Annotated in this window: 12 protein-coding genes; 4 read left to right on the forward strand and 8 right to left on the reverse strand. The window is 34.3% G+C overall.

From position 1 onward, the window contains the following. Window positions 1-10: 10 nt before the first annotated feature. The 3 genes from EKM77_RS07925 (at window position 11) to EKM77_RS07935 (ending at window position 2,825) form a co-directional block, all read left to right on the forward strand. The gene (locus EKM77_RS07925; RefSeq protein WP_164507742.1) at window positions 11-466 is read left to right on the forward strand and encodes a phosphatase PAP2 family protein; all 456 of its coding nucleotides are present in this window, start codon (window positions 11-13) and stop codon (window positions 464-466) included. A 586-nt stretch (window positions 467-1,052) separates the two neighbouring features. Next, window positions 1,053-1,334, forward strand: coding sequence for an ArsR/SmtB family transcription factor (locus EKM77_RS07930; RefSeq protein ID WP_125593518.1), 282 nt, complete (start codon window positions 1,053-1,055; stop codon window positions 1,332-1,334). A gap of 117 nt (window positions 1,335-1,451) precedes the next feature. Then, window positions 1,452-2,825, forward strand: coding sequence for an MFS transporter (locus EKM77_RS07935; protein ID WP_125593519.1), 1,374 nt, complete (start codon window positions 1,452-1,454; stop codon window positions 2,823-2,825). 122 nt (window positions 2,826-2,947) lie between these two features. Here the strand turns inward: EKM77_RS07935 and EKM77_RS07940 are convergent, their stop codons facing one another. The 6 genes from EKM77_RS07940 to EKM77_RS07965 all read right to left on the reverse strand — a co-directional run bounded on the left by EKM77_RS07940 (window position 2,948) and on the right by EKM77_RS07965 (window position 10,174). Next, a complete protein-coding gene (locus EKM77_RS07940; protein WP_125593520.1) occupies window positions 2,948-3,151 on the reverse strand; it encodes a transposase domain-containing protein in 204 nt (67 codons plus the stop codon). Window positions 3,152-3,366: 215 nt separating this feature from the next. After that, window positions 3,367-5,232 (reverse strand): lectin-like domain-containing protein, encoded by a 1,866-nt coding sequence (locus EKM77_RS07945; RefSeq protein ID WP_225425208.1) that lies wholly within the window; start codon window positions 5,230-5,232, stop codon window positions 3,367-3,369. Window positions 5,233-5,361: 129 nt separating this feature from the next. Next, complete coding sequence (locus tag EKM77_RS07950) at window positions 5,362-6,123, reverse strand: helix-turn-helix domain-containing protein (RefSeq protein WP_125593522.1); 762 nt, start codon at window positions 6,121-6,123, stop codon at window positions 5,362-5,364. Between the two features lie 513 nt (window positions 6,124-6,636). Further along, entirely contained in the window at window positions 6,637-7,791 is a 1,155-nt protein-coding gene (locus EKM77_RS07955; protein WP_125593523.1) for a hydroxymethylglutaryl-CoA synthase, read from the reverse strand. Next, the gene (locus EKM77_RS07960) at window positions 7,791-9,023 is read right to left on the reverse strand and encodes a hydroxymethylglutaryl-CoA reductase, degradative (protein ID WP_125593524.1); all 1,233 of its coding nucleotides are present in this window, start codon (window positions 9,021-9,023) and stop codon (window positions 7,791-7,793) included. Before EKM77_RS07960 ends, EKM77_RS07955 begins: the two co-directional genes overlap by 1 nt. Then, the gene (locus EKM77_RS07965; RefSeq protein ID WP_125593525.1) at window positions 9,020-10,174 is read right to left on the reverse strand and encodes a thiolase family protein; all 1,155 of its coding nucleotides are present in this window, start codon (window positions 10,172-10,174) and stop codon (window positions 9,020-9,022) included. The genes EKM77_RS07960 and EKM77_RS07965 overlap by 4 nt, the downstream gene beginning before the upstream one ends. A 91-nt stretch (window positions 10,175-10,265) precedes the next feature. Between EKM77_RS07965 and EKM77_RS07970 the strand changes: the two genes are divergently transcribed. After that, on the forward strand, window positions 10,266-10,550 hold the full coding sequence (locus EKM77_RS07970; RefSeq protein ID WP_125593526.1) for a hypothetical protein: 285 nt from the start codon (window positions 10,266-10,268) through the stop codon (window positions 10,548-10,550). Here the strand turns inward: EKM77_RS07970 and galU are convergent. Together galU and EKM77_RS07980 are read right to left on the reverse strand one after the other, a co-directional pair. Next, complete coding sequence (gene galU / locus EKM77_RS07975) at window positions 10,547-11,443, reverse strand: UTP--glucose-1-phosphate uridylyltransferase GalU (RefSeq protein WP_125593527.1); 897 nt, start codon at window positions 11,441-11,443, stop codon at window positions 10,547-10,549. The two genes, EKM77_RS07970 and galU, sit on opposite strands and share 4 nt — an antisense overlap. A gap of 3 nt (window positions 11,444-11,446) precedes the next feature. Further along, window positions 11,447-12,391 (reverse strand): YihY/virulence factor BrkB family protein, encoded by a 945-nt coding sequence (locus EKM77_RS07980; protein ID WP_125593528.1) that lies wholly within the window; start codon window positions 12,389-12,391, stop codon window positions 11,447-11,449. Window positions 12,392-12,398 lie beyond the last annotated feature (7 nt).

Here is a 12,398-nt window from a genome sequence, read left to right on the forward strand (position 1 = left end):
ATTTTTAGCCTTGTGGTTATTTTCAAGAAATAAAAAAATTGAAAGCATTTGGACTGTTTGTACATTAATGGCAGGTGATGCCATAGCATTTTTAATAAAAATAACTGTTAAACGTCCTCGTCCTACTGACAAACTAATTCCCGATGCAGGTTACAGTTTTCCTAGCGGTCATGTTTTTGGAACAACGATTTTGATTTTATTAGTAATCTATCTAGTCATACCATATTTTAAGAATCAAGAAACACAATTTTTACTTTGTGCACTAGCAATCAGCTGGTTAGCAGTGCTTATCTTCTCCAGACTATATCTTAGAGGACACTTTGCTTCTGATACTTTGGGTAGTGTTTTACTAGCAGCCTCATGGTGGGAAGTTTCGCAAATGCTTTATTTGAAATATTATGATACTGTTGCCGGAATTTTAAATAGACTTCCCTTATTGCAGAAAAAAATCAGAAGTAAAAAGTAAGCGCCATATAGTGAAGTACTGATTGATTTCACAACAAATAGACAACCACCGTTGGCTTTTCGGTTTGGTTGTCTATTTATTTGCAATTTAATTGAACTGATTGTAACCAGATCATGTAATGAATCATATATCAGTTTAAGAATTTGTTCACTACTGGTGATCTGCCAACGACATATATCATCTCGACTAATATCTAGTGGAGCACAACTTTCATATTAGAACTTATCTATTATTCTAAATTAGTTGGATAGAATATAAACTAAAATTTAAAAGGTACAGAACGGCTTCAATAACTTGATACCCTTCTAAGTTTAATTAAAATATTTTGAAAGATAAAAAAAACTAATGACTTAACCTTTGGAAACAGCACATCGCCAATACCACTACACATATGAAAGCTATATTCACCACTAGAAGGAATCAAAGAATGTTCAGCAACTATGCTGGAAATTCAGCAGTTATTAGGACAATTGATATAATAATTTCTTTAAAGAATCTATCATTAAAAGATTTGAATTATTTTTTTAAAAGAAATCGGTTTAGGAATGCTTGAATAATATGATAGAGATCTAGTATTATAAGCAATATGAAGAATGTTAATAAAACACAACAAATAGCAGTATTTAAAGCCTTGGCGGACCCTGTGCGTTTAGAAATAATTCAATATTTAAAGCAATCTGATCACGAGGTTTCTTGTGGTGAAGTTGGCAGGAAAATTGATATTAGTAAGACTTCCGGATCATATCACTTTAAACTCTTACAAGTAGCGGGTTTGATCAATGCACGAAAAGAAGCCCGTGAAAAATACGTCAGCCTCAACCAGGCAACCTTTGATAAGTATGTTACTAATTTTTATAAAAATATTTAAGAGTGGATATTTCCACTCTTTTTGTTTGGTTGTCAGAGATTTTGATCCATGTTAATTTTAAATAGTTCAAAATGTTTTGAACTATTTTGGAGTAAAACTTAAGACTGGGGAAGAGGAATGATAAAGAGACAAACTAATTCAAGTTGGGTTTTAGTATTAACGTCATTAGGCTTTTTTATGTCGATGATGGATTCAATGATTGTGACCACAGCCTCGACGGCTATTCGCAATGATTTTCATATCTCAGTTTCAACTTTGCAGTGGGCAATGAATGCTTATAATATTACGATTGCGGCTGTTCTTTTAGTTGGTGTTTCCTTTGGTGAGAGATTTGGTCGTCGTAAGGTTTATAACTTAGGAATACTTATTTTTACGATTGGTTCGGTACTTTGTGCACTATCAAATGATATTACATTTTTAGTGTTTGCCCGTGTTGTTGAAGGGATTGGAGCATCAGTGATGACACCAATGTCGATGGCCATTTTGACGAATTCATTACCCGCTTCAGAACGAGGCAAGGCTTTGGGAATTTGGAGTGGAATTGGTGGCCTGGCGCTCATTGTCGGCCCATCCTTAGGCGGATTTATTGTAGCTAAATTGACGTGGCAATGGATATTCTGGATTAATGTTCCAATTGGAATCATAGCAATTATTTTATCGGCTAAAATATTGCCAGATAGTGTGGGGAATAGCGATAAGGTGGGGTTACTTGATTCACTACTAGTTATAATTGCATCAAGTAGCATTATCTGGTCTTTGTCATCTCTGACAAATATTGAATCAAGTGTATTAACGCTTGGAGTTGGTATTTTAGGATTGTTAGTAGGTGTTTGGTTCGTATTACGTCAAAAATCGGAAGCTAAACCAATGATTCCATTGAAATATTTCCAATCGGTAGCTTTTACAGGTGGCAATGTTGCAACGTTCTTACTGTATGGGTCAATGTATGGTGTTGTATTCTTCCTACCACAATTTCTACAAGTAGTGAGTGGAGCCGATTCTTTAATTACTGGACTTGAGATACTGCCATGGACAGGTACTTTAGTGTTGATAGCACCGTTTTCCGGAGCAGCTGTCGATAAGTATGGTGAAAAATCGATTGCAACATTGGGACTAATTTTTCAGGGTATCGGTTATATTCTAATTACGATATTAGTTAGTAGTCACAGTTCATATGTGAAGTTAATTGTTCCATTAGCAATTGCTGGTGTCGGATTGTCAATGGCTGGTCCTGCCCTGCAAAAAATTGTTTTAGGATCAGTTGCTAAAGTAGAGATTGGTAAGGCCTCGGGAATTTATAATGTTTTTCGCTTATTAGGTGGAGCGGTTGGAACAACTGTTTCAGTAATTGTTTTTTATCAATTTGGTGGAGTTAGTAGTTCAGCATTGTTTGTTAATGGTTTTCGAGCAGTGATGTTGAGTGCGGGATTTATTTCTATTTTAGGAATAACCTTTTCATTTAGATTTACCAATTCGTCATTTGAAAGATAAGTTGGAAATCTTTTGTCGGACATGATTCACAATGAAGCGATGAATAGATTACCCAAAAAACTCATGTTACAATCCAATAAAAGTAAAAGAGATTACAATTATTTTGGAACAAATCAACTACGTTAAAATATAAAATGAAACGTAAGCGCCGTATAGTGAAGTACTGATTGTGACCAGGGCATATAATTCATCAACGATTCCTGATTAATAACTTCAAGATGAGGAATCTCGTTGAACAAGTAATTAAGATACTTACGAGGATCTAGTCCTTGAGCTTCAGCTGTATTGTTAGAAAATTCTAAACGTCCATCATTTAGAACTTCCATTATGCCCGAACGCTGCTTTGCAGCGTATTCGGCAACTCGCCCAAGTTTTATCCTTGACTAAGGGTAGAAAAATAACCTCCTTCAATTTCTTGATGTACTCAAGTTTACTGAAGAAAGTTATCTTTTTGTAGGTACCAAGTTATCCGATGCTTACAGTAAAAATACTTCAATCTCAAAATTATGAGGTTGAAGTATTTTTTATTGTATAACAATTTTTAACGTAATTTGTTCCAAATCAAGTGACTAATGAATCCTGCAAGTGCAAGCATGCAGATTCCTATACTTACTTGTATAGTTGATGATTTTTCACCTGTTTGTGGAAATTTATTAGCTGAAATCTTAGAAGATTCCGTTTTGGGTAATCCTTGATTAACCATTACATCATTATCGATTTTATTGTAATTATTGGGATTATCTAAATTATTAGTTCCGTCTGGATCAGATGTATCAGGATCCGTTGGGTCTACTGGTTTTTCCGGGTCTATCGGTTTCTCTGGATCTACCGGCTTTTCCGGATCTACCGGCTTTTCCGGATCTACTGGCTTTTCTGGGTCTACTGGTTTTTCTGGGTCTATTGGCTTTTCCGGATCCACTGGCTTCTCTGGATCTACCGACTTATCTTTGCTATAAACAACTGTAAACTCCAAATCCTTACTATCAGAACTGACAGTCTGCAATGCAACCTTCTCTAAATCACTATTAGGAGCATCATTAGAAATCACCTTATACCCGTCAATATCAGGATTGTCTACTTCTGAAAAACTAGTTTCATTACCTTCGATCCAATGAATATCTTCACTATCGATCGGAGTTCCATCTTCTCCAATTTCTGGATCTGATTGTCCGACTGAATAGTATTCTTTAATATCTTCAGTCAAAGGATCGGTAACTGTAATAAATGTAATAGGTTTAGCTATATAGTTGTCTTTTAATTTTTGATCATTCTCATCTAAGTAATGAATGGTCTCATTAACCACTTTTTTACTTACTTGAAAATCAGGTTCATAAACATACACTACCGTTCCATTATCACCAGCCTGTGTTAATGTCCCAGTCGTAGGTAAACTTTTATTTCCAGTAATTTTACCGTCATCTAAACGAACAAAACGATATCCTGGTATTTGCAATTCATCAGTAGAATATGTACCATTCACAACCGCACCATTTGGATAACTAACTTCGGCCTGGCCTATTTGACGACCAGTTAAATTTACGTATTTTACATTTACCGTTGCCGCTTGTTGAAAGTCAAAACTATTCAGCTTAAATTGTTGAAGATTTGTGAAAGCGCCTGTCGATGCGCTGACGATCATCGCCATTGCTTCATCGGAGGTAGGAACAGATTTCTCCCAAGTAAGTGTATTACCACTTGCTTGAGTGTAACTTATTGTTAGTGTTCTAGTAGTCCCATCATAATTGACCTTAAAATCATGAAATTTCCCGTCTAAATCTTTAGCATCAAGGTCTTTAACCGAATCTAAATCTGTTTCAGCCCACCAGCGATCATAATCTTTTCCATCAAAAGCCGTAATTTTTTTTAAACTAGTTGTTACGAAACTACCAAATTGTGGATTACTGGGATCACCTGCCCAACCATATCCTGTAGAATCTTCCGGTAATACTTGTGATCCTGGCAAACCAGCTTGAGGTTGATAAGCATCATTATGCCAAGTATCTAATTTGAATCCTAAGGCATTTATTAAATTTCCAATACCTAGATTTCCTCCAGCATTACCTACATCGCTGACATTTCCATTATGAAAAGCAAAACCAATACCATCTGCTCCACCATTAGTCGAGGTTTTACTCCCAAGATTAACTTGTCCATCAAGTTCAAAGTTAGTATTCATATCAATTTTACTTTTTAATGCAAAATTTCCAACTTTGTTTGTCTTGTCAGGTGTAATTGTGACAATACCTGAATCCTTATCGTAAGTGGCAGATCCATTCAAATCAAAATAATCAGAAAAATTATCTTTATTAACATTATCCGCATACACATTACTTGTACTAAAAAATATACCAACCAAAATAATCACTGCTAATATTCCAATTCGATGATAAAAATGTCTTTTCTTCATGTTCATATCCCTCAACTAAACTTAATAAACTCACTTTTCTTTTTACTAAAAATGAGTATATAGATTTAGAATTAGGAAAAACGATGATTTGTACAAAAATAAAAAAAGATGACGTAAAAAATACAAGCACTAATCAATTTCGCTATTGATTTGACGATACTCTAGCGGAGTCATTCCAATTTCTCTTTTAAATCGTCGAGAAAAATCAGCAGCATCATAAAAGTTTAACTGTTTAGAAATTTGACGAATTGAATCTTTAGTCGTTAACAAAATCTGTTGAGCTTCTTGAATTCTCTTTGCATTGATATAATCACGAATCGACATTTGCATTTCCGTATTAAAACCTTGCTGAACAACTTTTGTATTACAACGATTAGTAACATGTTCCAGCACTTTTTTAACAGTTAGTTTCTCTTGCAAATGTGAATTAACATAATAAATTACATCCAAAGTGGATTCTAAATTACTAGAATAAGATAATCCGTCTTTTTTAGTAAGCTCTCCAAAATCATTCACAATTTTTTCCATCATTGGAATATATTTTCTTTGAGTTATCGGAATATTCAACAATTCTTGATGATATTGTGTTCGTAATTGAATAAAATCATAAATCTCAACATGATTCTGGATTCCTTCAAAAGACAAAATATCTACTAGAGCGTGTAATTGAGCCTTTTTCTCATCAGCAGTCAATTTATTTAATAACATCTTTGCTCGAGATAAATTATCTTGTGCAAATTCAATTCCCTCTTTTATTCTGCCAGCACGGTAAAAGCGAATAAAATCTCTCTCGACGTATCCAATTAAAATAAAAGCCTTATCCGTCTGATTACGCTCTGTATAAGACCGCATAGAATCTAAATATTGCGTATATTGTAAATCATGTATCACAATAACTCCTCCAAAATATTAGGTTGCCCCCAACCAAGAAGTTATCCTATCAAAAAAAAGTTTATAAATCCATTTATGTACTCTCAATAGCAAAAAAAGGACATAAAAAAACCTCGTCTCACGACGAGGCATTTTTGAGGTGGTAAGATGAAATCTCTACTGCAGTTTTCATCAAATACATCTATCAAAAATATATACATAAGTGAATCATACTACGTAAAACAAATCTTACTACACTACGTGTTCTTTGTTTAAAAATTGGATCCTAGCAAATCATGTATTGAGCTTGCGCGACTACTATATTATTAAGTCGATTTTATGTTAACTTTTGTTGCTAGTTCCAAAATGCCTTTGTACCGTACTACTCTTATAATTCTGTGCTCTCTAATCCTACCATCTCCTTAATGGAAATGAATAAAACTCTGTCTAGCATGAAAATTATGGGGCTACAGTTCTTGGCATTTCATCTTTACCACGTCTTTAATATACCATTGTCGGAAAACGTTTACAAGATTAATGATCCATCTTTTTGTATAATCTTTCACTTTCTTTTATCTCTCGTAAGTAAAACTTATCCAATACGTCTGTATCCCTTGTAATATAGCCGTTAGCCGGACTTTCGTTAAAAATGTTTTCATATTCTGAAATACTTATTTTTTCACGATTTTTTAAAACTTTCTTAATTTTTTCACTATCTAAATTATTTTTAAATTCCGGCTGAATAGTTGCACTGTAAAGTTCGCCTACTGCTCCAGAACCATAGCTGAATAAAAGTATTTTTTCATTATCTTTGGGGTCACCATTGATCAAATAAGAAATCAAAGCTAAGTAAAGTGATCCCGTATAAAGATTACCTACTTCTCTACCCATTTGGACACTACTTTGATAGTTTTTGGAGAGTGAATCAAATTTATCAGGATCAATTTGATCTTTTAATGTTTTTAGTGCCTTCATCCCCATTTTGGTATATGGAACATGAAAGAGCATTGTGTCAAAATCATCCACACTTTGGTTAAAATCGTTTTGGTATTTTTTCCAAAGTTCGCTAAAGAATTCCACATAAATTTGATTAGAGAATTTCCCTCTAGCAAAAGCGGTCTTAGAAAAAGTTGGACGCCAAAAATCACCAACATTTTTAGTCATATATACTTCTTCATGATCAAATTTTAAAATTTTAGGATCTTGGCTAACTAACATTGCCACAGCTCCAGCTCCTTGAGTGACTTCTCCAGGTGTGTTGATACCATATCTAGCAATATCACTGGCAATAACTAAAGCTTTTTTATCAGGATTTAATGCTACAAACCCTTCAGCCATCTTTAATCCGGCCGTAGCTCCATAACAAGCTTCTTTGATCTCAAAAGAACGAATATTTTCTGGTAGATCTAAGAGATCAACTAAAAAAGTTGCAACTGCTTTGGACTCATCAACACTACTTTCTGTTCCAACGATCACTAAACCAATATTGTCATCTTTAGAAATAATCTGGTCCGCTGCTTCAGCCGCCATTGTGACACTATCTTGATATTCTAAAGGAACTGCCTGCTTACTTTGTCCGATCCCAATCGTAAATTTATCCGGATCTACTTTTCTAGCTTTAGCTAATTCTACAATATCAATATATTTCTTTGGTGTATAAAAACCAATTTTATCAATACCTATATCCATTAATTGTTCCTCAATTCCGACAAAATCTCTTTTGCATATTCTAAAGAATATTTTTTTGTTTGATTTAATTTTTGAGCTACAAGTTTTATCTCTTCGTCAACTGCACCAGCAGATATCGCCAAAGATTTACTTTGCAGACTCATGTGACCAGCCTGAATACCTGTTGTTACTAATGCTCTTAACGCTGATAAATTATTTGCTAGTCCAACTGCCCCAATAACTGATTGTAGTTGCTGGCTATTACTTATTTGCATGATCTGTAAACTTATTTTAGCCATTGGTAAAGCACTGATCGCACCACCAACACTGCCGACTTCGATCGGCATTTTTAATTTTCCAACTAAAGTATTATCAACTATTTCCCAATCACTAAAGGGTTGATAATGTTCATAATAACTATGAGCAGCAGCCTCTTGAGCTCGAAAATCATTACCCGTAGCAATCAAAACTGCATCAATTCCATTCATAATTCCTTTATTATGCGTGATAGCTCTTTTAGTAGAAGCTTTTGCAAAATCAGTCAACTTAACGATTCTTTGAGCGACTTCTTGTCCAGACATAGTCTTAGTAGCCAATTCGTCAAAACTAACTTTACCTTTAACCGTGATAACCTGATCAACACCGCTATTAGATAAAATACAACATAAAATGTCTCCAGAAATATCTTCCGAAATTTCATGAGCCACTTTTTCTAAAATAGAATTAACAATGTTAGCGCCCATTGCATCAACTGTGTTGATTTTTAAATCAATTTCAAAAAAATTGCCATTTTGAACAAATTCAATATCTACCACTCCGCCACCGCGCCTGATCAAACTAGGACGAACTTTTTTTGATATTTCTAAAATACGCTCTTTTGAAGCAGTTAACTTTGAAATATCAACTGATATTAAATTTTCTAAAACTATTTGTCCGGTTACGATCCTTTGACTTGGTTCAGTAGTAAAACCGCCACTATTTTTAATTCTTTTAGCACCGTTTGAGGCTGCAGCTACGACTGAAGGTTCTTCTATTGACATTGGTACTAGATATTCTTTCCCATCAACTAAGAAGTCAGTAGCAAAACCATATGGCAAACCAAACAAGCCAATTTGGTTTTCACTTAAACTATCTGACAGCTGTTCAGATACAGGTTGTCTTTTTGAGAGAAAATCGGCTTGTTCTTTTGTGATAAGTTTTTTGGATAGTAAATATTCAATTCTTTGTTCATCATTCATTTGATAAATTTTCATACCAATTTGACTCCCATTGCCATGCCCATACCGCCACCAATGCATAATGATGCCAGACCAGTAGATTTATTCTCTGTTCTAAGTGAGTTTAGCAAAGTTACGATCATTCGTGCTCCAGTTGCTCCTAGAGGATGTCCTAAAGCAATCGCACCACCATAAATATTAAGTTTATCACCGGAAATATTTAAATCTCTAGCTACGGCAATTGTCGGTGCAGCAAAGGCCTCATTGATCTCGATCAAATCAAAGTCATTTATATTTTGATTGAATTTATCTTGATACTTATTTATAGCGTAGTATGGTGCATAACCCATATAATTGGGATTTATTCCAACTTCAGTATAGCCGGTAATTTTAGCCACATATTTTAAGCCTAATTCATCAGCTTTACTTTTTTTCATCATAATTAAAGCGGCACCACCGTCATTTAAAGGTGACGAATTACCGGCAGTAACAGTACCATTCTCTTCAAATGCTGGTTTTAACTTCGCCATTTTTTCTAAAGTAGTGTCACTTCTAACTGACTGGTCGGTTGCAACCATTTTTCCATCTACTTCAATCGGCAAAATTTCTTGAGCTAATTTTTCTTGAGATTTAAGGGCACTTTGATGAGAATTCAAAGAATATTCATCTTGTGCCTGGCGGGTAACAGCGTATTTTTGTGCAACATTTTCGGCTGTCATTCCCATTGGCTGATGATTGAATGCATCATCTAAACCATCTTGGAATAGTGTATCTCCTAAAGTTTTATCTGCTTCTAATTTGCCAACTCTCTTAGCGTAAAAAGGAGCATTAGACATGCTTTCAACACCACCAGCGACGACAATTTCCGCATCGCCTAGTAACAAAGCATTAGTAGCAGCGTGAACTGCTTTCATACCTGAACCACAAACTTGATTAACAGTCATAGCTGTTGATTCAACCTTTGCCCCCGAATTCAGAGCAATTTGACGTGCAACATTTTGACCGGAACCGGCTTGATAAACATTTCCAAAAATAAATTGATCTATTATTTGAGGATCAAGTTGGTTTTTTTCAAGTAATTGTTTAACTAATTGGGTACCTAAATCTACAGCACTCAAACTGGCAAATTGTCCACGAAATTTACCTATCGCTGTTCTTTTAGCATCAATTATTACAATCGAATCCATAATTCATATCCTCTCTGGTAAAATAGCCTTAAAATTAAATAATAGTTTATCTGGAAATTAAAAACAATAAAAATGCAAGGTGGTGTTTTCGATGCGTGTTATCGATTTAATTTTATTATTGAGTGATTTTAACAAGAATAATCGTATTTTAATTGAAAATTCACCAGATAATTTAGCTGTCGTTGATGTTAATTCAAACAACAATCAAATAGTTCTCGAAACATCATCAAAGTTGAATGGTCTCAAAAATTGGGAATTTATTTTGATGATCAATAAACCTGAATTTTATTCTTTACCAGTCTTCTTTACTCACAAAAAAAATCACCAACAACTCTTTGGATTTAGGGTTGCTGGTGATCAGCTTTTATTAGGCTAGTTTTTCTTATTTTTTGGTTGTAATTTCTTACTTAAATCAAGAATATATTGTGTTAACTCATCCTTTACTTCTGGATGTGTCAAACCATATTCGATATTAGTTTTAACGTAACCAAATTTATTACCAACATCATATCTTTGACCCTTGAATTCATGAGCAAAGACACGTTGGGTTTTGTTCATACGATCAATTGCATCTGTTAATTGAATTTCATTACCTGCACCTGGTTTTTGAGTGCTTAACAAATCAAAAATTTCAGGTGTTAACAAGTAACGTCCAATAATTGCTAAATTACTTGGTGCATCTTCAACCTTAGGCTTTTCAACAAAGTTCTTCACATTATAAAGACCTGGTGCTTGTTCACCTTCAGGATCGATGACACCGTATTTAGAAACATCTTTTTCAGGGACTCTCATTACAGCAATAGTTGAAGCATGAGTTTTTTCATAGTCTTCAATCAATTGTTTTGTCAAAGGCACTTTATCTTGCATTAAATCATCACCTAACATAACGATGAAAGGCTCGTCTGAAATAAATGAACGTGCTTGAGCCACAGCGTCACCAAGCCCATTTGGATGTGCTTGACGGCTGTAATATAAGTTAACGCCTAAATCAGTTGTATCTTGAACAACTTTTAATAATTCGGTTTTATTTTTAGATGCCAAGTTTTGCTCTAATTCGGGAACAGAATCAAAATGATCTTCGATCGAACGCTTATTTTTACCAGTGATGATTAAAATATCTTCAATTCCTGAAGCCTTAGCTTCTTCAACTATGAACTGAATAGTTGGTTTATCAACAATAGGAAGCATTTCCTTTGCTAATGCTTTTGTTGCTGGTAAAAATCTTGTTCCTAATCCTGCAGCTGGAATAATAGCTTTTCTGACTTTCATTACTTATCTCCTTTTTTCGTGTAACCTTAAATAACTTGTGAGTTTACCAGTATTCTTAATAACAGAACCTTCGCTGGCTTCAGCGAAACCAACATTGATTGCATTTCCAAATAAGAATATCGTCACTGACATATTAACCCACAACAAGAAAACAATAATTGCACCGATAGCACCATAATTATCCCAAGCTGATCCAAAATACTTTAAATAGTAAGAAAACAGCTGTGAGACTGCTAACATGCCAACAGAAGCAATTACTGTTCCTAATAATACATAATGAACCTTAAGACGAACATTAGGTAAAAAATAAAATAAAGCAAAGACGATCAAGAACATTATAACAATAGCCAAGGGCCATTTCCACGTACTAAAAGCATCTAAAAATCCTGAATCTATCCCTAACAAGGGAACAATCCAGTTTAAAAATATTTGTCCAAAAGTAAAGATCACAATAACTACTACGGCGACAAACATTAAAGCAAAGGTCATAATAAATGCCAGCATTCTACGAATAATATAATTCAAAAATGTCTGCTCAACAAAGATACTATTAATATCTAATCCATATGACTCGTTCATCGACATTTGAGCCGTGTTTAACCCTCTCGAAATTGCCCATAAAGCTAAAATAATACCGGCAGACAATATTCCTTTATTAGAACTTGTCAAAACTTTTTCGATCGTGGGTATTAAATAACTATGCAGATCTTTAGGCAAAATAAATTCAATATATCCAACTACTGATTTTCGATCAAGATGCAAGAGTGGAATCAGGTTCCCTACAATGATGACGGCTGGAAACAGTGATAACAAAATATAATATGTTACAGCTTTTGAAGCCATAGGTATATTAGTATTCCCCATCGCTTCGGCAATACATTTAACAAACCCGATAAATTTATCTTTAATGGAGATGGGTTGTTTAAAAATTGGTGTATTGTCTTCCATTTAACTC

It is taken from the genome of Companilactobacillus baiquanensis (assembly GCF_003946605.1).
Classification (GTDB): Bacteria; Bacillota; Bacilli; order Lactobacillales; family Lactobacillaceae; genus Companilactobacillus; species Companilactobacillus baiquanensis.